Annotated in this window: 21 protein-coding genes; 17 read left to right on the plus strand and 4 right to left on the minus strand. The window is 67.7% G+C overall.

Going from position 1 to position 20,330, the window contains the following annotated elements:
* Position 1 precedes the first annotated feature (1 nt).
* From IQ782_RS16590 to IQ782_RS16600, 3 genes are all read left to right on the plus strand, one after another.
* Positions 2-430, plus strand: a complete 429-nt coding sequence (locus IQ782_RS16590) for a protein tyrosine phosphatase family protein (RefSeq protein WP_194135775.1) — start codon at positions 2-4, stop codon at positions 428-430.
* Between the two features lie 126 nt (positions 431-556).
* Positions 557-895: a YciI family protein gene (locus IQ782_RS16595; protein WP_194135776.1), complete on the plus strand. Its 339-nt coding sequence runs from the start codon at positions 557-559 to the stop codon at positions 893-895.
* A gap of 141 nt (positions 896-1,036) precedes the next feature.
* Positions 1,037-2,218: a GAK system CofD-like protein gene (locus IQ782_RS16600; protein WP_194135777.1), complete on the plus strand. Its 1,182-nt coding sequence runs from the start codon at positions 1,037-1,039 to the stop codon at positions 2,216-2,218.
* A 7-nt stretch (positions 2,219-2,225) separates the two neighbouring features.
* Here the strand turns inward: IQ782_RS16600 and IQ782_RS16605 are convergent, their stop codons facing one another.
* Positions 2,226-3,692 carry a DUF2252 domain-containing protein gene (locus IQ782_RS16605; RefSeq protein ID WP_240989344.1) on the minus strand — a complete coding sequence of 489 codons (1,467 nt, stop codon included), beginning with the start codon at positions 3,690-3,692 and terminating at the stop codon, positions 2,226-2,228.
* A gap of 509 nt (positions 3,693-4,201) precedes the next feature.
* On the opposite strand from IQ782_RS16605, the gene IQ782_RS16610 reads away from it, so the two are divergent.
* The 6 genes from IQ782_RS16610 to IQ782_RS16635 all read left to right on the plus strand — a co-directional run bounded on the left by IQ782_RS16610 (position 4,202) and on the right by IQ782_RS16635 (position 9,096).
* Positions 4,202-4,555: a GlsB/YeaQ/YmgE family stress response membrane protein gene (locus tag IQ782_RS16610; RefSeq protein WP_194135778.1), complete on the plus strand. Its 354-nt coding sequence runs from the start codon at positions 4,202-4,204 to the stop codon at positions 4,553-4,555.
* Between the two features lie 127 nt (positions 4,556-4,682).
* Positions 4,683-4,979, plus strand: coding sequence for a hypothetical protein (locus IQ782_RS16615; protein ID WP_194135779.1), 297 nt, complete (start codon positions 4,683-4,685; stop codon positions 4,977-4,979).
* Between the two features lie 34 nt (positions 4,980-5,013).
* A complete protein-coding gene (locus tag IQ782_RS16620; RefSeq protein WP_338092599.1) occupies positions 5,014-5,301 on the plus strand; it encodes a hypothetical protein in 288 nt (95 codons plus the stop codon).
* A 34-nt stretch (positions 5,302-5,335) separates the two neighbouring features.
* Complete coding sequence (locus tag IQ782_RS16625; protein ID WP_194135780.1) at positions 5,336-6,361, plus strand: L,D-transpeptidase; 1,026 nt, start codon at positions 5,336-5,338, stop codon at positions 6,359-6,361.
* Positions 6,358-6,996 (plus strand): SH3 domain-containing protein, encoded by a 639-nt coding sequence (locus IQ782_RS16630; protein ID WP_194135781.1) that lies wholly within the window; start codon positions 6,358-6,360, stop codon positions 6,994-6,996. Before IQ782_RS16625 ends, IQ782_RS16630 begins: the two co-directional genes overlap by 4 nt.
* A 117-nt stretch (positions 6,997-7,113) precedes the next feature.
* Complete coding sequence (locus IQ782_RS16635) at positions 7,114-9,096, plus strand: multiheme c-type cytochrome (RefSeq protein ID WP_194135782.1); 1,983 nt, start codon at positions 7,114-7,116, stop codon at positions 9,094-9,096.
* A 183-nt stretch (positions 9,097-9,279) separates the two neighbouring features.
* Here the strand turns inward: IQ782_RS16635 and kduD are convergent, their stop codons facing one another.
* Positions 9,280-10,023: a 2-dehydro-3-deoxy-D-gluconate 5-dehydrogenase KduD gene (gene kduD / locus IQ782_RS16640; protein WP_194135783.1), complete on the minus strand. Its 744-nt coding sequence runs from the start codon at positions 10,021-10,023 to the stop codon at positions 9,280-9,282.
* On the minus strand, positions 10,023-10,847 hold the full coding sequence (kduI, locus tag IQ782_RS16645; protein ID WP_194135784.1) for a 5-dehydro-4-deoxy-D-glucuronate isomerase: 825 nt from the start codon (positions 10,845-10,847) through the stop codon (positions 10,023-10,025). Before kduI ends, kduD begins: the two co-directional genes overlap by 1 nt.
* A gap of 328 nt (positions 10,848-11,175) precedes the next feature.
* Here kduI and IQ782_RS30325 point away from each other — a divergent pair, with 328 nt between their 5' ends.
* The gene (locus IQ782_RS30325; RefSeq protein ID WP_194135785.1) at positions 11,176-11,916 is read left to right on the plus strand and encodes an FCD domain-containing protein; all 741 of its coding nucleotides are present in this window, start codon (positions 11,176-11,178) and stop codon (positions 11,914-11,916) included.
* A gap of 18 nt (positions 11,917-11,934) precedes the next feature.
* Entirely contained in the window at positions 11,935-12,243 is a 309-nt protein-coding gene (locus IQ782_RS16655; protein ID WP_194135786.1) for a cupin domain-containing protein, read from the plus strand.
* A gap of 42 nt (positions 12,244-12,285) precedes the next feature.
* On the opposite strand, the gene IQ782_RS16660 is transcribed toward IQ782_RS16655, so the two are convergent.
* Positions 12,286-13,194, minus strand: a complete 909-nt coding sequence (locus IQ782_RS16660; protein ID WP_194135787.1) for a helix-turn-helix transcriptional regulator — start codon at positions 13,192-13,194, stop codon at positions 12,286-12,288.
* A 212-nt stretch (positions 13,195-13,406) separates the two neighbouring features.
* Here IQ782_RS16660 and IQ782_RS16665 point away from each other — a divergent pair, with 212 nt between their 5' ends.
* The 6 genes from IQ782_RS16665 (at position 13,407) to IQ782_RS16690 (ending at position 20,327) form a co-directional block, all read left to right on the plus strand.
* Positions 13,407-14,288, plus strand: a complete 882-nt coding sequence (locus IQ782_RS16665; RefSeq protein ID WP_194135788.1) for a carbohydrate ABC transporter permease — start codon at positions 13,407-13,409, stop codon at positions 14,286-14,288.
* 2 nt (positions 14,289-14,290) lie between these two features.
* On the plus strand, positions 14,291-15,214 hold the full coding sequence (locus IQ782_RS16670) for a carbohydrate ABC transporter permease (protein ID WP_194135789.1): 924 nt from the start codon (positions 14,291-14,293) through the stop codon (positions 15,212-15,214).
* A gap of 4 nt (positions 15,215-15,218) precedes the next feature.
* Positions 15,219-16,325: an ABC transporter ATP-binding protein gene (locus tag IQ782_RS16675; RefSeq protein WP_194135790.1), complete on the plus strand. Its 1,107-nt coding sequence runs from the start codon at positions 15,219-15,221 to the stop codon at positions 16,323-16,325.
* 27 nt (positions 16,326-16,352) lie between these two features.
* On the plus strand, positions 16,353-17,618 hold the full coding sequence (locus tag IQ782_RS16680) for an ABC transporter substrate-binding protein (RefSeq protein ID WP_194135791.1): 1,266 nt from the start codon (positions 16,353-16,355) through the stop codon (positions 17,616-17,618).
* A gap of 70 nt (positions 17,619-17,688) precedes the next feature.
* Entirely contained in the window at positions 17,689-19,245 is a 1,557-nt protein-coding gene (gene pglA / locus IQ782_RS16685) for a polygalacturonase PglA (protein WP_194135792.1), read from the plus strand.
* Positions 19,242-20,327 (plus strand): glycoside hydrolase family 88/105 protein, encoded by a 1,086-nt coding sequence (locus tag IQ782_RS16690; RefSeq protein WP_194135793.1) that lies wholly within the window; start codon positions 19,242-19,244, stop codon positions 20,325-20,327. Before pglA ends, IQ782_RS16690 begins: the two co-directional genes overlap by 4 nt.
* The last annotated feature ends 3 nt before the right edge of the window (positions 20,328-20,330 follow it).

Below are 20,330 nucleotides of genomic sequence, written 5' to 3' on the forward strand. Positions count from 1 at the left end.
CATGGATTTGAACCGCATCACCCCCCGCTACACCGTCTCGCCGCAGATCGCGGTGGAGGATGTGCCCGCCCTGGCCGAGGCTGGCTTCACCCTGGTCATCTGCAACCGGCCCGACGGCGAAGTGCCGCCCGAGCTGCAGGCCGAGACCATCGGCGCCGCCGTGCGCGCGGCAGGCATGGAATTCGCCGTGCTGCCGGTGACTCACGACGGGCTGACGCTCGATCTCGTCGCCGAGCAGGCGTCGCTGATCGAGAACGCCGCGGGCCCGGTCTTTGCCTACTGCCGCTCGGGCACCCGCTGTGCAACGGTCTGGGCCATGGGCCAGGCGGGCAAGATGCCGACGGACGACATCCTCGCGGCCACCGCCAAGGCGGGCTATGCGCTCGATGGCATGCGCCCGACGCTGAACGCCATCGCCGAGCGCGGCTGAAGGCCGATCGGCACCCAACCGACCAAAAGGCCGCCCGATGGGCGGCCTTTTGCGTATGGGCCCGCCCGGCCTTTCCGCGCAGCGCAGGCCGCTTGTCTCGTGGCCGCGCGCAAGGCATCCTAGCGCATGACCAAGTATCTCATCTCTTTTCCCAGCGAAGCCATGACACTCACCGACGAGGAGTTTCCGCAGGTGGTGGCGGACTCCCATGCTGTGATCGAACAGGCGAAGGCCGCCGGCGTCTATGTCTTCGGCGGCGGCATCGACGAGCAGGTTGCCCCGGTGATGGTCACCGCCGACGGCGAGATCTGCCCCGAAACCTATCGCGGCAGCCACCTGACCGGCGGCTTCACGGTGCTTGAATTGCCCTCGCGCGCCGAGGCGGAAATCTGGGCCCAGAAGATCGCGGCCGCCTGCCGCTGCGCCCAGGAACTGCGCGAGTTCATGTACGATCCGGCCAGTTGAGCCGCACGGGATAGACACCGCAACCGACCGGCCCAACGGGAAAAATCCGCCGCCGCCTCGACAGCGGGCTTCGCAGTTCCATTTGCCTCTGGCAAACTCGGCGCAGGCGGATGCCGGGGTAGAGAGCAGAACAGAGGCCCGATGACCAAGATCACCCTCACCCGCAGCGCGCAGTTGCCCGACGACCTGCGCGTCGCCCGTGCACTGAGCGCACCGCACCTCGGGCCGCGCATCCTGTTCTTCAGCGGCGGCAGCGCGCTCACCAAGGTCTCGCGCGCGCTGAAAAGCTACACCTACAACTCCGCCCACCTGATCACCCCCTTCGACAGCGGCGGCAGCAGTCAGGTGCTGCGCGAGGCCTTCGACATGCCGGCCGTCGGTGATCTGCGCAGCCGCCTCATGGCGCTGGCCGACGAAAGCGACCTTGGCCAGCCCGACATCTACGCCCTGTTCAGCCACCGCCTCGCAAAGGACGCGCCGAGCCCCCCGCTGCGTGGCGAGGTCGAGGCGCTGGTGGCTGGCACGCACCCGCTGATCAAGGCCGTCTCCAGCCCCGTCGGGCTGCTGATCCGCGACTTCCTGCGCGAGTTCCTCGTGGCCGCGCCGATGACCTTCGACTACCGGGGGGCAAGCATCGGCAACCTCATTCTCGCAGGGGGCTACCTCGCCCATGGGCGGCAGCTGGAACCAGTGCTGTTCCTGATGTCCAAGATGGTGGACGTGCGCGGCACGGTGCGCGGTGTCGTTGACTGCAACCTGCAGCTGGGGGTCGAACTGGCGGATGGGCGGCGCATCCACGGTCAGCGCCAGATCAGCGGCAAGGAGGCTGCGCCGATCGACACACCCATCACCCGCCTGTTCCTCTGCCAGCAAGGCCAGGAGATCGACCCCGCCTCGGTCCCCCTGCCCAAGCGCAACCGCAAGCTCATCCGGCAGGCCGACCTGATCTGCTACCCGCCGGGAAGCCTGTTTTCCTCGGTTGTCGCCAACCTGCTGCCCGGCGGCGTCGGACGCACCATCGCGCGCTGCGAGGTGCCCAAGGTCTACGTGCCGAGCCTTGGCACCGACCCCGAAGCGCTGGGGCTGCGCCTGGCCGATCGGGTGGCTGCGATCCTCGCGCCGCTGCGCGCGGATGCGGGGATGGACGTCCCCGCGACGCGGCTCATGAGCCACGTGCTCTGCGACGGCTCCGAGGACCCCGCCGCCTGCGCCGAGGTCACCGAGCGCCACGGCATCCCCTGCCAGCGACTGCCGCTGACCACCGACGATCCCGAGCGCTACGACCGTGACCGGATCTGCGCGCTGCTCGTCTCGATGGTCTGACCGCGCCCTAGCGGTAGCGCTTCTCGGTCACCTCGAAGGCCCCGAGCTTCAGATCGCGGCGGAACATCGCGTGGTCGCGGCGCAGCCGTGCCACGGCTTCCTCGGCGAAACAGAGGATGTCGTCGATGAACAGCTCCGCCGGCGCCATTGCCTCAAGGATCGCCGGCTCGATGTCATAGTCGAGCTGGCCAAGGTCATCCGAGCGCGCGTGGGCCTGCGCCAGCGCCCGCCCGCAGGCGAAGGCGTAGCGCTGCCAGTCCTTCTTCGACAGGTCGTCGAGATCGGCATCGTTGCGGAAAGGGGCGCGTTCGCGCGACATGAAGCTCTCGCCCTCGATGTCGACGTTGCCGTAGAAGACATCGCCCTGCGCAAGGTGCACGGATTGACCGTGCGCGATGCGGTCGCCCTGATCGCCCGCGTCGAAATCATGCGTCGGAACCAGCCCCTCGAGCGCCGAGCGCCGCGCCTTCTTGAATTCGATGATGATGTCGTCGCTGGCATTGCCCGACGGCCCCTCAAGCAGCACGTAGTAGCGCGGCAGCCCCAGCGAGGCGGTGCCCTGACCATGCCGCATGGCCACGTCCTTGACATTGAGCGGCCCGTGGCGGCCGCCCGCCTCGATGCCGTTCTGCCCGGCGAGTGCCTTCACCAGCTTCTGGAACTCCTCGACCCGGCTGCTCACCGGGGTCAGCTCGTCATTGGCGCGGAAGCCGCGCCCGGTCTCCTCCAGATAACGGTCCTTCAGCCAATCCTCACGCGACCGGCGCACCTTGCGGAACAGCGGTCGGATGATCTTGGGGCAATTGTCCTCGCGCATCTCGACGTTCTGCTCGGTGTTGTGCTCGGCAAAGAACGCCATGCCGTGGCGATACCCCTTGAGGAACTTCTTGGCGATCTTGCGCTGCTTCTTGCGGCTCAACCCGCCCTCGACCTCGGCGGCGATCATGAAACCCGCCGCGCCGCGCTTGAGATCCCAGACAAACGGGCCGTAGATCACGTCGTCGAAATCGTTCACTCCGAAAATCGGAACGTTGTCGGCGTTCGGCATCACCCCGAAATTGCCCGGATGCACATCGCCGAGGCAAAGCACCGTCGGCATCCGCGCGTCATCGCCGGTCATGTCGCGGTGGAACAGCAGCGAGGTGCCCCGAAAGAACGAGAAAAACGACTTCGACAGCACGCGGAACTTCTCGTCCGCCCCCGAGGCTTTCTGGTCGATGCGCACCATGTGATCCTCGATGATCGTGCTGCGCACGTGCAGACGCCGCGCCTGTCCCACAAGCTCGCTCGGACGGAACACCAGCGCCTCGTCATCGGCACGGCGCGCGAGACGGGCATAATCGTCGGTGCGGCGGCGCATCTCGCCGACCGGCTCGGCCGCGCCCGACTTGGCGCCGGTCGATGACCTGCGCGGGGCCTGCCCGCCCTTCTGCGACGGCGCGGTGCGGTTGCGGGGTTTGTCTGTGGTGGCCATGCGGTCCTCCGTTCTGCCAAGCTGTCTGTTCAACAGGAACGAGGTGATGCTGGTTCCGAAACGGATCAGCGGCAGAGTCTCGCCGGGATAAGATGTTTTTAAAATGTATGATAATAATCCGGACATTTCCGGTAACCTGAGAAAGTTGAATGGACTGAATTTCCTTCGAATCAAAGCTTTTACCAGTTGCCCGTTTTGCCCGATTGCCCGTTGTCGCGGCGCCTAGCTCAGGCAGTGATCCTGCTCGTTTCCCGCGCCGCATCAGGACTGCTTCAAGGGTGGACTATGTTGACCGAACGCCTTCGCGACATTCCCTGTCTGGCGCGAACCCCGCTTCGCCGTCGCGCGGGCGGCAACGTGATCCTTCCTCGCCGCGGCCGCCGCCCATTCCAACCTCCCGTTCCTCTCCGCACATCCCGCTTCTGCCACAGCCGCGCCGCATCTCGTCGCGGCGGACCAGAGGCCATGCCCCGCGCCAGCAGCGCGCGTTTACCCAAGGAGACGACACTATGAGAAAACTCCACATCTTCACCGCCCTCGCCCTCGCTGCGCCCCCGGCGCTCGCGCAGGACGCCACGCCGGACGCCGTGGCCACGGGCGGCAACGCGCTGGTCAGTCTGATCATCACGCTGGTCATCGGTGCCATCGTCGGCTGGCTGGCAAGCGTCATCATGAAGGGCGGCGGTTCGGGCCTCGTCATGGACATCATTCTCGGCATCGGCGGCGCGCTTGTCGCGGGCTGGCTGTTCCCGCTGATCGGCGTGTCCTTCGGTGCCGGGCTGGTGCCCTCGATCATCGCCGCGGTGATCGGCGCCATCATTCTGATCCTCATCGTGCGCCTGCTGCGCGGTGCAGCGCGGTGATCCGCCCCCGCGGGTGACCACAACCCGCGGGAGCCCGCCTTCACAGGGCCGCTTGGAGCGGACCAGTCTCTGCATTTCAGATCGGGTCGTTCAGACCCCGCCCTTCAGACCAGGGAGACCAGACAACATGACCGGATTCCACAGACTCCCCACAGCGGCCCTCGGGCTTTCCGTGCTGGCCGCCCTCGCCGCCTGCGGCGGCAAGGAAGAGCCCGCCGCCAACATGCGCCCGGCCACCGAGGCCGAGGCCGCCTGCCTGCGCGACGTCGCGACCACCGCGGGGACCAAGGAGCTGGAGCTCACCGGCTCGGAGTTCTCCGAGGCCGGGACGATGGTGACCGTCCGCGTCGGCCCGGAGCGCACCCAATGGAGCTGCATCGCCTATGCCGACGGCACCACGGCCGAAGTCAAGCCGGACGCCTGATCGGCCTGTGCTGAACCGGCAGAGGCACCGGGCCGTGGCCAAGCGGGACATATTGGGCATCGCGCTCTGGGGGGTAATACTGGCCTATCTCGCGGCGCTTGCGATCTTCCTGCTTGGCCAATTCGGCCTCTTCGGCATCGATCGCGACCCGCTCGCCGGTGCCTTCCTGATCCCGCTGGGGCTGCCCTGGAACCGCATGATCGACCCCTTTCCAGAGCCGCTCTGGCCCTGGCTGGCGGCTCTCGCACCGCTGCTCAACATTCTGCTCGTGGCGCTGCTGCGCCGCGCCTTCCCGCGCCCTGCCCGACGTGACCCTGGCTGATGCTCCTTTCTGCCTTTCTCGGCCGAGCCGACCCATGCTGACCCGCCGTACCCTGCTGCGCGCCGCGACGGCGGCGCTGGCCCTCGCGCGGCCGGGCCAGGCGCAGCAGCTGCCGGTCGAGCTCGATCAGATGCTGCCCGGCGAGTTCACCTGGCACCCCGAGCGCGCGCCGCGCGGTCCGGTCGCGGTGATCGTCTCGCTGCCCGAGCAGCGCGTGCATGTCTATCGCAACGGCATCCGCATCGCGGTCTCGACCTGCACCAGCGGCATGGCCGGACACGAAACCCCGACGGGGGTGTTCACCATCCTGCAAAAGGACGTCGATCACCACTCGACGATCTACAACAACGCCCCCATGCCCAACATGCAGCGGCTGACCTGGGACGGCATCGCGCTGCACGCGGGCAACCTGCCCGGCTACCCCGCCTCGCACGGGTGCGTGCGGCTGCCGATGGACTTCTCGAAACGGCTCTACGAGATCACCCACCTGGGCACGCCGGTGATCGTCGCCGGCCACAGCAGCGACCCGTGGGAACTGATCCACCCAGGCTTCGTGCTCGCGCGCCTCACCGAGGCGGAACTCGATGGCGCGGTGCGCGAGCTCGAGGTGCGGCAGCGCCCCTCGGACTGGCCCGACGCCTGGGATCAGAGCGCGCCCTATCCGATCACCACGGCGCTGGTCACCTCGCCCGACCGGCGCATCACGCTGCTGCGCGACGGCCGCGAGCTGCTCACCGAGACCTTCATGCTCGACGATGACCGCCCGTTGGGCGAGCACGTGCTGATCCTCAGCGCCGCGGAACAGGGCAAGCTGCGCTGGCTCGGCGTCACCCATCAGCCCGATCCGGAGCGCCCTCTGCAACCGGAGTCGAGCATTCTCGATCGGCTCGTCCTCTCCGCCGGAACCCGCGAACGGCTGATCGGCTACGCCCATCCGGGGCTGACGCTGGTGATCTCGGACATCGCCGCAACCCCCGAACGGCGGTCGGACCGCGGCTTCGTGATCATGGAAAGCGGACTTCTGCGCTCGCCCCAGCCCGAGGAGGCACCCCGGCCATGAGCCCGGCTGCCAAGCTCCGCATCCTGCTGCTCGCGTCGCTTTTCGCCGCTCCGGCGCTGGCCCCGGCGCAAGAGGCGCCGCCCCTGCCGCAGAGCAGCTTCGTCTATGTCACCAGCGAAGGGACGCTGCGGCTCCGCCACGCGCCCTCGACCGATGCCCCGGTGATCACCGAACTCGATCCCGGCGCGCTGCTGCGCAACCTCGGCTGCGCCGCCGCGCCCGACCCTTGGTGTCAGGTGCAGAGCCTCGACGGCGCGCAGGCAGGATGGGTCGCGGCCAGCTATCTCGCGCCTTTCGCCGGGGCCGATCCGGCGGCCCTGAGCAGCCCGGCCGTCAGCGCCACCGAAACCCGGCAGCTCGACCTGCGCGCCGGACTTCTCTTCGGCACGCTCGCGCCCGGAGGCATCCACGACCTGATCACCGCCGCGCCTCCGGATCAGGCGGTGACGCTGAGCCTCGACGCCCCCGGCAACATAGGGATCGCGGCCTTCGTGCGCCCCGCCACGCTGCTCGCGCGCGGCGACCCGGGCACGCCGCTGTCGCTGGTGCTTCCCGAAGGTGGCGACCTGCTGATCCGCCTCGTCGACCGCAGCGGCGCCGGGGGGGACTGGCGGCTCAGCATTGCCCTCGACTGACCCCGAACGCCCCGCCAAGGCTTGACGTAGCGGTCTTGCTCGGAAAGGATCGCCCCATGCGCGCCGCGCGATCCAAGTCTTTTCACCGCATATATTTTTCTCTCCGGAACCCGCCTCATGACGCACCGCCTTGCCCATCTCCTGCTCTGCCTTGCGCTGGCCCTGACAACCTCCGCCGCGTGGGCCCAGGACAGCGCAGCGGACGGCGTGCCGGACTATCTCGGCTCCGCGCGCTGCATCACCTGCCACGAGGCCGCGGGCGCCGCCTGGAAGGGCTCGCATCACGCCCTCGCCTGGACCGAGGCGACCGGCGAGACCATCACGGCGAATTTCGACGGCACCGAGTTCACGCTGGGCGACATGCAGGCGCGTTTCAGCCTCACGCCCGAGGGCAAGGCCCATGTCAGCGTCACCGAGCGTGACGGGGTGACCACCGAATACGACGTGCACTCGGTGATCGGCGTCGAGCCCTTGCAGCAATATATCCTCGAGACAGAACCGGGGCGGCTGCAAAGTTTCGACGTGGTCTGGGACACCGAGAAGGGCGGCTGGTTCCACCTGTATCCGCAAGAAAATTACGCCCCCGACGACGGGCTGCACTGGACCGGAGCCTACAAGACCTGGAACAGCCGCTGCGCCGCCTGCCACGCCACCGGCTTCGAGGCCAACTACGATCCGCAAACCCGCAGCTTCGCCTCGACGCAGGTCGAGATCGGTGTCGGCTGCGAAGCCTGCCACGGCCCCGGCGCGGCACATGTGGGCTGGGCCGAAACCTACGAGACCACGCAGGCGGCGCCGCCCCCGGCGCATGGCTTCACGGTCGACATGTCCGACCCCGCGCAGATGATCGAACAATGCGCGGGCTGCCACTCCCGGCGCGAGCCCTACACCGAGGGCAACCCGGTGCCGGGCACCCCCTATCATGACGCCTACAACCTCTCCTTGCTGCGCGAGGGCAGCTACGAGGCGGATGGGCAGATCCTCGACGAGGTCTACGTCTACGGCTCTTTCCTGCAGTCCAAGATGTACGAGAAAGGCGTCAGCTGCTCCAACTGCCACCTGCCGCACGAGGCCGAGCTGATCGCCGAGGGCAACGCCGTCTGCGCGCAATGCCACAGCCCGGCAGGCAACCCCGACTTCCCCTCGCTGCCCCTCAAGGTCTTCGACGGGCCCGAGCACACCCGCCACCCCGAGGGGTCGGCCGGGGCGCAGTGCAAGAACTGCCACATGGTCGAGCGTGTCTACATGGGCAACGACTGGCGGGCGGATCACTCCTTCCGCATCCCGCGCCCCGACCTCGACGCCGAGACCGGCGCGCCCGACGCCTGCACCAGCTGCCACGCGGACCAGAACCCCGACTGGGCGGCGGCCAAGCTCGATGAATGGTTCCCGGACAGCCGCCACCGCGGACCGCATTACGGCGAGGCGCTCGCCCACGGCCGCCGCGATCCCGCCCGCGCCGCGCCGGAGCTGCGCAGCCTGTCGCAGGACACCGACATGGCGGGCATCGTGCGTGCCACGGCGATCTACCTGCTGGAGCAGACCGGCGATCCCGCCGAGGCCGCCGCGCTCGAGGGCCTGCTGCAGGACAGCGACCCGCTGGTGCGCAGCGCCGCCGTCCGGCTCCAGCGCGTCGCCCCGGCGATGACCCGCGCGCCGCGCCTCATGGGCGCGCTCAGCGATCCCTCGCGCTCGGTCCGCATGGCCGCCGCGCAATCCCTGCTCGACGCACAGATCGCCGCCCTGCCGCCGCGCTACGAAACGGCGCTGCGCAGAGCCTACGGCGAATGGCAGGCCTCGATGGCGAGCCGCCTCGACTTCCCCGAGACGCACCTGCAGATGGGCGGCATGGCCCTCGTGATGCGCAACCTGCCCGCCGCGGCCAATGCCTTCGCCGAGGCCACCCGGCTCGACCCCCAGCTCAGCGATGCCTGGATCATGCAGGTGCGCATCGCTTTCGCCATGGGCGACGCGCCGCGCGGCCGCGCGCTGCTGGACGCGGCGCTGGCGCGCACCCCCGACAATATGACCCTCCAGATGATGCGCCGCGAGCTGACCGGCGAAGAGCTCGACCTGATGCCGCCGCCTGCCGCCGAGTGACCCCCAGGAGGGGGCTCCGCCCCCGCCGCTGCGCGGCTCCCCCGGGATATTTGGACCTAGAAGAAACCGCCGGGACCGAAGGCCGCGCGGGAAAGCAGAAGGGGAGCGCCATGCCCCCCTTCTTCTCTTGGCAAATACGCCCGCCGGAGGCGGTCCCGCGGCACGCGCAGGCGCGCCGCCCGTTCAGCGCGCCAGCCAGCCGCCGTCGACGTTGAGCACCGCGCCGGTCACGTAGCGCGCCGCGCGCGAGCAGAGGTAAGCGGCGGTGCCACCGATGTCCTCGGGATCACCCCAGCGGCCGGCGGGGATGCGCGCGAGGATGGCCTCGGAGCGCTCGGGATCCTCGCGCAGCGCCGTGGTGTTGTTGGTGGCGATATAGCCCGGCGCGATGGCGTTGACGGTGATCCCGTGCCGCGCCCATTCGTTGGCGAGGATCTTGGTGATCCCGGCAACCCCATGCTTGGCCGCCGTATAGGCCGGCACCCGGATGCCGCCCTGGAAGGAGAGCAGCGAGGCAATGTTGACCACCGCGCCCTCCTGCCCCTTGGCGATCAGCTCGCGGCCGAAGGCCTGGCAGGTGAAGAACACCGCCTTCATGTTGACGTCGATGACCGCGTCCCAGTCCGCTTCGGAATACTCCACGCTGTCGGCGCGGCGGATGATCCCGGCGTTGTTGACCAGCAGCGTGTAGCCGGCCTCCTTGAAGACATCCTTCGCCGCCATGGGATCGGCGAAGTCGAGCAGCAGGCTGTCCGCCGTGCCGCCCGCCGCCGCGATCATCCCCACGGTCTCGTCGCAGGCGCGGCGCCCGACGCAGGTGACCGCGGCGCCCTGCCCGGCCAGCGCCACGGCGATGGCCTGGCCGATGCCGGTGTTGGCACCGGTGACCAGCGCGCGCCGACCTTCGAGCGAGAAGAGCCCGGACATCAGCGCAGGTCCTTGGGCTGGATGAAGTCCATGTCGGTGTAATCGACGTTGTCGCCCGCCATCGCCCAGATGAAGGTGTACTTGCCGATGCCCGCCCCCGAGTGGATCGACCAGCTGGGGCTGACCACGCCTTCCTCGTTGGCGACGAAGAGGTGGCGGGTCTCGTCGGGCTCGCCCATCAGGTGCAGCACGCGGCTCTCGGCGTCCATGCCCCAGTAGAGATAGGCCTCCATCCGCCGGTCGTGGATGTGGCTGGGAATGGTGTTCCAGACCGAGCCCTCTTCCAGCGACGTGTAGCCGAGGATCAGCTGGCAGCTTTCCATCACCTGCGGATGGATGAACTGCTTGATGGTGCGCTTGTTCGAGGTCTCGGCCGCGCCCATCTGAACCTCGACGCAATCGGCGAGGGTGATCAGCTTCGACGGGTAGCTCTTATGCGCCGGGCAGGAGGTGATGTAGAAGCGCCCCGCCCCCGAGAAGGTCACCGCACCGGCACCCATGCCGAGGTAGAGCACGTCGCCGCGGCCCATCTCGTAGGTTTCGCCGCCGGCCTCGACGGTGCCCGCCTCGCCGATGTTGACGATGCCCATTTCGCGGCGGTCGAGGAAGTTCGGGGTCTTGGTCTCCGCGACCACATCCAGCGTCAGCCTGCCGCTGCCGGGCACCGCGCCGCCCATGACGAAACGGTCGTAATGCGTGTAGACCAGGCGGATCTCGCCATCGCGGAACATGTCCTGCGCCAGGAAATGCTCGCGCAGCTCCTCGGTCCACATGTCGCGGGCATGGGCAGGATGGATGGCGTGGCGGGTTTCGACGGTCAGCATGTGCTCTCTCCCAAGAAGATCGTCCTGCGCGTCCGGACCCGGCCGCGCTGTCGCGGCCAAGGAACCACGGATGGGCCGTAGCTTCAAGATGTTATCATACAACATTGCAAAGCTATCAGATCCCTGCGCCGTTCCCCGCCGACGCCAGCCCACAGCGCGTGACATCTTGCGCATTAAGCCGACAATCCTCACGAAATGCGGAGTTGGCGGCGCGTCGCTTTGACTGAAATCGTCCGCGCCAAGGCCCGAGGAGAGCGCCGGGCGTGGACAGGCCCTTCGAAACCTGTAATATAGGTGAGACGCAGCCAGGAACGAGAAGACCACAGACGTGACCGAGCAGAAAGTCAGGACGGCCCGCCCCTCTCGCGGCAGCGGCAAGACTCTCGTCGAACAGGTGCGCGACCGCCTGCGGGCGCAGATCGAAAGCGGGCAATATGCGCCCGGCAGCCGCCTGCCGAGCGAGGCGAAGATGACCGAGGAATTCGAGGTCAGCCGCACCGTGGTGCGCGAGGCCGTCGCCTCGCTGCGCTACGATGGTCTTGTCGAGCCGCGCCAGGGGGCCGGCGTCTTCGTGCTCGACCAGCGTCCCGAGCTCGACCTGCCGTTCCAGAACATCGACTTCGTGCGGATTTCCTCGATGATCGAGATGCTCGAGCTGCGCACCGCGGTCGAGGTCGAGGCGGCCGGGCTCGCCGCCCTGCGCCGGTCACCGGCGCAGGAAGAGCTGATCCTTCAGGCCCTCGGGGCGCTGCGCGCCAGGGCGCGCGCCGGCGAGCCCACCGCGCTGGCCGATTTCGAGCTGCATCTGGCCATCGCCGATGCCACCAACAACCCGCGGTTCCGTGACTTCCTGTCGATGATCGGCGCCAGCCTGATCCCGCGCCACGCGCTGAGCGACACCAAGGATGCCGCCACCGCCGTTTACCTCCAGGCCATCGACGCCGAGCACGAAGCCATCGTCACCGCGATCATCGACGGCGACGAGGAGGCGGCGCGGCTGGCCATGCGCCTGCACCTCAAGGGCGCGCAGTCGCGCTACCGCAACCTGCTGCGCAAAAGCGGCAAATAGCCCCATCAGGAGCCTTTCATGAGCAGTTTTCCCGTTGTTTTCCCCGACACCGGCGTCGCGCGGCAGGTGTTGGCCGACAGTCCCGAACTGATGGTCGTTTCCTTCCGCTTCGAGACCGGCGCAAAGGGCGCGCTGCACCATCATCCGCACGTGCAGTCGACCTATTGCGAGAGCGGGCGCTTCACTTTCTTCCTCGGCAACGAGAGCTTCGAGGTGAAGCAGGGCGACAGTTTCGTCATTCCCTCGGGCGCCAAGCACGGCTGTGACTGCCTTGAGGCCGGGCGGCTGATCGACTGCTTCACCCCGCGACGCGACGATTTCCTCTGATCGCTTCCGGACCGCGCGCCGAGCGGGAGCGATCAGCGGCCCCTAGCCCTGCCCCAGCGCCCGCGCCTGGTCGGCCTCGTCCATTCCCATGACCTGACCGTCCTGCGCGCGCTTCACGCGCTGCTGGTGGCCGCGCGGGCTGATCCCCATCTGCCGCTTGAAGGCGCGACTGAAGTAATAGGGGTCGGAATAGCCGATCTCCCCGGCCACCTGCGACGGGCTCATGCCGCGCTCGAGCAGCGACATGGCGCGCTCCATCCGGCAATATTCCTGGTACTGGCGCGGGGTGCGCCCCAGCCGGTCGCGGAAGGCACGGTGGAAATAGTCGTCGTTGTAGGGCGCCTGCTCGACCGCCAGCGCCGCGACCTCGGGGTCGAGCGGCGCGGTCGAGATCTGCGCCGCCGCCTTCATCACCGCAAGGTCGATCGCCGCCGCGCCGTCGATCGGCACCGACCCGCCCTGCCGCCAGCCGAGGAAGGCATCGTCGACGAAGGCGATCAGGAAGACCATGAAAAGATGATGCTGCATCAGCGTCACCGAGTTCGGCGGCGCGCTCTCGCGGTAGCTTCGCACCAGCGGCGCCAGCTCGTCCCAGCGTGACAGCCGCACCTTCCGGCGCAGGTCCATCTGCGCGATGAGATCCGCATCGCCATAAATGCCCAGAGTGAAATGCTGCGCCAGCCCGGTGTAGAGCCCCGCGCCCTCGTTCCAGCCGGTAAAGGCCTCGCCCCGGCGCAGCAGCATCGCCTCGCCCGGCTCAAGCGCGAAACGCTCGTCGCCGACAAGGTATTCGCCCCGTCCGTTCAGCGCGATCACCAGATCCTCGACCGGATTCTCCTTCTCGATGCGCCAGAGTCTGGAATGTTGCATGCGGATGGCAGAGCGCGTCAGCGTCAGGGTCAGCGCCGTCGCGGGCACGCGGTCGAGAATTGAGCCTCCGATTTCGTCCATCTTTTTCGCCATCTTGGTGAATTCAATCCACGCTCGCCATCTGTCATGAATTCATCATACAACTGTACAGGACCGCCTGTCACCCGCCAGCCCCGAGGAGAGGGCGAGCTGACGCAACGGGATGGGCAAACTCCGCACAGTTCGGGAGGACATATGCTTATTTCGCCGAAGTCGGCCGCCGTTCCGGCAGGTCGCGGCACGGGAGGCCGGCCATGACGCGCAAGCGCGCTTTGGGGCTTGGCTACCTGACGCCCTACATCATCGGACTTCTGGTCTTCACGATGATCCCCTTCGGGGCATCGCTCTATCTCAGCTTCACCGACTACAACCTGATGTCGGCGCCAAGATGGACGGGACTGGAGAATTACATCCAGCTGTTCACCAAGGACCGGACGTTCCGCCGCTCGCTCACGGTGACGCTGATCTACGTGTTCACCACGGTGCCGCTGAAGCTCGCCTTCGCGCTCTTCATCGCCTACATCCTCAACTACAAGCTGAAGTTCATCAACGTCTTCCGCACCGCCTTTTACGTGCCCTCGATCCTCGGCGGGTCGATCGCCATCGCGGTGCTGTGGCGTTACATCTTCGCTTCCGAAGGGCTGGTGAACATGATGCTGACCGGGCTCGGCTTCGAGGCGGTGAACTGGTTCGGCGATCCGCAGAACGCGCTCTTCACCATCACCCTGCTGCGCTGCTGGCAGTTCGGCTCGGCCATGGTGATCTTCCTCGCCGCGCTGCAGTCGATCGACAAGTCGCTCTACGAGGCGGCCGAAATCGACGGCGCGAGCAAGGCGCATTGCTTCATCTTCATCACCATCCCGCTGATCACCCCGGTGATTTTCTTCAACCTGATCATGCAGATGGTCCAGGCGTTCCAGGAGTTCAACGGCCCCTACATCATCACCCAGGGCGGCCCGCTGAAGTCCACCTACCTGCTGCCGATGTACATCTACGACGAGGCCTTCCGCCGCTTCGACATGGGCTATGCCTCGGCCATCGCCTGGGTGCTCTTCGTGATCATCATGGTGCTCACCCTCGCGGCCTTCTGGTCCTCGAAGAAGTGGGTCTACTACGCCGGCGACAAGCGGAGCTGAACATGACCGATATCTCACACGCCTCCGACGTCATCACCGCCGGTGCCGACGGCCTCGCCGAGGCCCGCGCCGCCAACGCCCGGCAGATCCGCAACGCCAAGATCTCCGCCGCAGTGCGCTACGTCATCCTCTTCGGCGTCGGGCTGCTGATGCTCTACCCGCTGATCTGGCTGGTGGGCGCGTCCTTCAAGACCAACGCCGAGATCTTCGCCAACCCCGGCTTCATCCCGCAGCAGCCCACCACCGAGGGCTACGTGAAGGGCTGGGAGACCTCGACCCCCTACACTTTCGGGCGGTTCTTCCTGAACTCCTTCCTGATCATCATCCCCAAGGTGATCGGCACGGCGATCAGCTGCACCATGGTGGCCTATGGCTTCGCCCGCTTCGACTTCCCGCTGAAGAAGCTGCTCTTCGGCTCGGTCATCGCCATCCTGCTGCTGCCCAACGTGGTCACCCGAATCCCGCAGTACCTGCTGTTCCGCGATCTGGGCTGGCTCGACAGTTTCCTGCCGCTCTGGGTGCCCTCTGCCTTCGCCGGTGACGCCTTCTTCGTCTTCATGCTGGTGCAATTCCTGCGCGCCATCCCCGGCGACATGGAAGAGGCAGCGCGGGTCGACGGCGCGAACAGCTGGCAGACGCTGGTGTTCATCGTGGTGCCGATGCTGGCCCCGGCGCTGATCTCGGTGTGCCTCTTCCAGTTCATGTGGACGATGAACGACTTCCTCGGCCCGCTCATCTACATCAGCTCGGTCGACAAGTACCCGGTCAGCCTGGCGCTGAAACTCTCGATCGACACGACCGAGGCGTTCGAATGGAACCGCATCCTGGCGATGTCCGTGCTCACCATCACGCCCGCGCTCATCGTGTTCTTCATGGCTCAGAAATACTTCATCGAAGGCCTCTCGGCCGGTGGGGTGAAAGGATAATCCAATGGCACGTCTGCAACTCAGCAAGCTCGAGAAGGTCTACGGCGGCGGCTTCAAGGCGGTGCACGGGATCGACCTCGACGTCCAGGAAGGCGAGTTCATGGTGCTGGTCGGCCCCTCGGGCTGCGCCAAGTCCACCACGCTGCGGATGATCGCCGGGCTCGAGGAAGTCACCAGCGGCGAGATCCGCATCGGCGACCGCATCGTCAACGCCCTGCCCCCCGGCAAGCGCCGCATCGCCATGGTGTTCCAGAACTACGCGCTCTACCCGCACATGAAGGTGCGCTCCAACCTCGCCTTCGGCCTGCGCCTCGCGCATGTGCCGAAACCCGAGCGCGAGGCCGCCGTGCAGGAGGTCGCCCGCATCCTCGAGATCGAGCCGCTGCTCGACCGGCTGCCGAAGCAGCTTTCCGGCGGTCAGGCGCAGCGCGTGGCTTTGGGCCGGGCGCTGATCAAGAAGCCCGAGGTGTTCCTGTTCGACGAGCCGCTGTCGAACCTCGACGCCAAGCTGCGCGCCTCGATGCGGGTGCGGATCACCGATCTGCACAAGCGCCTGAAGGCCGAGGGCCGCCCCTCGACGGTGGTCTACGTCACCCACGACCAGACCGAGGCGATGACCATGGGCGACCGCATCTGCGTGATGAAGGACGGCCACATCATGCAGGTCGCCACCCCCAAGGAGCTTTACGACCGCCCCGCCAACCTCTTTGTCGCGGGCTTCATCGGCTCGCCCGAGATGAACGTGATCGACGGCGAGATCGAGGGCACCGACTTCCGCCTCGGCGGGCAGGTCATCTCGCTCGACGAGGCGGTGCTGAACCGGATGCAGTCGAAGCCGCAGGAGGCCGCCCTCGGCATCCGCCCGCAGCATATGAAGCTCTCGGCGGGCAACGGGCTGACCGCGCGGCTGCGCTCGGCCGAGTTCATGGGGCATGAGGTCTACCTGCACGCCATGCTCGAGGGCAAGGAGATCACCACCGTCGCCGGAGCCGCCGAATATGACGCGCTGGACCGCTCGGACGAGCGCATCCGCCTGACCCCCGATCTTGGCCACGCCCATATCTTCGACCGCCAGAGCGGCCGCAACGTATCCCTGCCCCTCGCGGGCTGACCCGAAAACTTGGAGGAGGTTTTCACCATGAAGAAGTCGATCAAGACGGCGCTGCTCGCCAGCGCCCTGCTACCCTGCGCCCTGTCGGCCGCAAACGCGGCCGACCTGCGGATGAGCTGGTGGGGTGGCGACTCGCGCCACGTGGCCACGCAGGAGGCGTTGAAGGCCTGCGGCGCAAAATACGGCCACACCATCGCCCCCGAGTTCACCGGCTTCGCGGGCTATCTTGAAAAGCTGACCACCCAGATGGCGGGCGGCACGGAAGCCGACATCATGCAGGTGAACTGGCCGTGGCTGCCGCTGTTCTCGCGCGATGGCACCGGCTTTGCCGATCTCAAGGACATGGGCGGGGTGGACCTGTCGCAATACCCGCAGACCGACCTCGATGGCGTCACCGTCAAGGACCACGTGCAGGGCATCCCGGTCTCGACCACCGGCCGCGTGTTCTTCTTCAACACCACGACGCTCGAAGAGGCCGGGCTTGGCGCACCGACCACTTGGGACGAGTTCTTCGGCGCCGCCGAGGCGCTGCGCAAGAAGGAGGGCGAGGACTACCGCCTGTTCAACGCCGTCTCGGAAAGCGCGCAGCTGCTGGTCTCGCTCGCGGTCACCCAGAAGACCGGCAAGGACCTCGTGGACCCGGAAACCAACCGCGTCGCATGGACCCCGGAAGAGCTGGTCGAAGGCATCAACTTCTACCAGCGCATGGTCGACACCGGCGCCATCCAGTCGCGCCAGGACGAGGCCGCCGAGGGCAACGTGAAGCTCTACGAAAAGACCGCCTGGGCCGAGGGCAAGATTGCCGGCTCCTACGAGTGGGACAGCACCTATTTCAAGTTCTCCGACCCGCTGGCCGAGGGCGAGGTCCTGACTGCGGTGCCCATGGTGAAATTCGAGGATGCGGTGACCGAAGGCGTCTACCGCAAGCCCTCGATGCTGCTGTCGATCTCGAAGCACTCGAAGAATCCCGAGGCCGCGGCCGAGATCCTCAACTGCCTGGTCAACGAGCCCGAGGGCATCGACGCGCTTGGCGACACCCGCGGCCTGCCGGCCTCGAAGGTGGCGCTGGAGCGGCTGCAGGCTGCCGGCGCGATCAAGCCAGAGCTGCTGAAGGCGCATGAGATCATGATGGCCTCCGAAGGCCCCGCTGTCTCGCCGTTCAACGAACATCCCGAACTGCGTGCCACCTTCGTCGACACGCTCGAAGAGTTCGCCTACGGCCAGGTCAGCGCCGAGGAGGCCGCCGCCTACATCATCGACGGCGCCAATGACGTGCTGAGCCAGTTCGACTGATCTGACACCACGCAAGGCACGGCCCCAGTCCTCGGGGCCGCGCCGCTCTCCCAAGACGAAAGCCCTTCCCATGACCCTCCGTTGCGCCGCGGTGACTCCGCGCATGGCCGTGCTGTGCCTCGCGCCGCCGCCCGCCCGCTTCACGCTTGCCCCGGCCCGCCCCTGGCGGCTCTGCCGCGAGGGCACGACCATCGCCGAAGGTGTGGCGTCCCGCGTGGTGCTGCCCCTCGGTCCGCTGGAGCCGGGCACCGAATATCACTTCGACTGCGACGGCGAGACCCTGGCCTTCACCACCGCCGCCTGCCCCGGCGCGCTCGAGGTCACCGCCTATGGCGCCCGCGCGGACCTGCCTGACACCCTTCTGGCCGCCGCCGGCAACGGCGCGGCCTTTGCCCAGGCGATCGCCGCGCTGCCCACCGGCGGCACGCTGATTGTCCCGCCCGGCAACTGGCTCTGCGCCCCGATCGAGCTGCGCTCGGACATGATCCTGCATCTGTCCGAAGGTGCCACGCTGACTGCGCCCGCGGATCGCAGCGGCTGGCCGATCCTGCCCGCCCGTGCCTCCGATGGCACGATGCTTGGCTCGTGGGAGGGCCTGCCCGAGCCCTGCTTCCGCGCCCCTCTGCATGCGATCGGCACGCGCAACCTCACCATCGAGGGCTTCGGCACGCTCGATGGCGGCGGCGACCGCGGCGACTGGTGGACCTGGCCCAAGGAGACCCGCAACGGTGCCCGCCGCCCGCGCGGGCTGCACCTGATCGGTGCCGAGGCCACCCGTCTCATCGGTTTCACCATCCGCAACGCGCCCAGCTGGACCATCCACCCGCAGGGCTGCCGCGACCTCTTCGCCGCCTGTCTCAGCATCGAGGCGCCGCATGACAGCCCCAACACCGACGGGTTCGATCCCGACATGTGCGAGGACGTCACCATCCTCGGCACGCATTTCTCGGTCGGCGACGACTGCATCGCGATCAAGGCGGGCAAGCGCGGCGACAAGGGCGAGGAAGACCACCTGCGCCCCACCCGCCGTGTCACCGTGCAGCATTGCCTGATGGAGCGCGGCCACGGCGGCTGCGTCATCGGCTCGGAAATGTCGGGCGGCGTCACCGATGTGACCGTCCGCGACTGCGAGATGGTCGGCACCGACCGCGGCCTGCGGCTGAAGACCCGACGCGGCCGCGGCGGCGAGATCGCCCGCATCGCCATGCGCAACGTGACCATGGACGGGGTGCTGACCGCCTTCTCGGCCAACGCCCACTACTATTGCGACCACGACGGCCACGCCGATTGGGTGCAGACCCGCGAAGCCGGGGCGGTCAGCCACCTCACCCCGCACATCGGCAGGATCACGGTGGAGGATGTCGAGGTCCGGGGGCTCGCCCATGCGCTCGGTGCCTTCCTCGGCCTGCCCGAGGCCCCGATCGGTCCGATCCGCCTTTCGAATGTCACGCTGGTCTCGCATGACCCGGAGGCCCGCGCCGAGCCGCCGGTCATGGCCGATGGCGTCCGCGCCCTGCGCCACGCTGGCGTGCTTGCCGAACACGCGATGATCGAGGGCGACCTTCGCCCCGACGCCGCCCCTCTCAGCACCGACGATTTCCTCAACCGGAGCCCCGCCCAGCCATGACCGCTCTCGCCACACCCGTGCTCGACTATTTCGACGCCTTCGCGGCCCGTTACAGCCATTACAAGGACGGCAGCTGGTGCTACGAGGACGGCTGCGTCTACCGCGGCCTCGCGCTGTTGCATGACGCGACCGGAGAGGCGCGCTGGTGGGATCACCTGAAGCGCCTGACCGACGCGCAGATTGCCCCGGATGGCACGCTCGCGGGCTATCGCATCGACGAATTCAACATCGACCATGTCCTCGCCGGGCGGTGCCTTTTCCACCTCGCCGACCAGACCGGCGATCCGCGCTACATGGCTGCGGCGGCGCATCTGGCCGCACAGCTCTCCCGCCACCCGCGCACGGCGGCGGGCAACTACTGGCACAAGCAGCGTTACCCGCAGCAGGTCTGGCTCGACGGGCTCTACATGGGGCTGCCCTTCCAGATCGAATACGGGCTGCGCACCAGGCAGCCCGCGCTGATCGAGGATGCCCTGTCGCAGCTTTCGCGCGCGCTCGACCTGACACGCGGACCCGCCGGGCTGTACGTGCATGGCTACGACGCGGCGAAGACGCAGGGCTGGGCCGATCCCGAGACCGGCCGTTCTGCGGCGGTCTGGGCGCGCGCGGTGGGCTGGCTGGCCATGGCGCTGGTCGACATCTGCGCCTTGGTCCCCGAGCGCGCCCCAAGGCGGCAGACCACCGAGTTGCTCGATGCCGTGGTCCGCCAGCAGTTGCCCTCGGGTCTTTGGCCGCAGGTGCTCGATGCGCCGGATCTTGCGGGCAACTACGAGGAAAGCTCTGCCTCGGCCATGTTCGCCTACGCGCTGATGCGGGGCAGCGAGCTGGGGCTGGACGACGGGTTCGAGCACGGGCAGCGCGCCTATGACGCGCTGGTCGAGACACGGCTCGAGACCGAGGGCGGCGCGACGCGCTTCACCGGCATCTGCCACGTCGCGGGACTCGGCGGCTTCGACGGCAAGATGCGCGACGGCTCGCGGGAGTATTACCTCAGCGAGGATATCGTCGAGGATGATGCCAAGGGGGTCGGCCCGCTGATGATGGCGGCGGCGCAGCGGCTGACCGCCCGCGCCCCCGCCTGAGCC

The sequence above is a fragment of the Salipiger mangrovisoli genome (genome assembly GCF_015223355.1).
Classification (GTDB): domain Bacteria; phylum Pseudomonadota; class Alphaproteobacteria; order Rhodobacterales; family Rhodobacteraceae; genus Salipiger; species Salipiger mangrovisoli.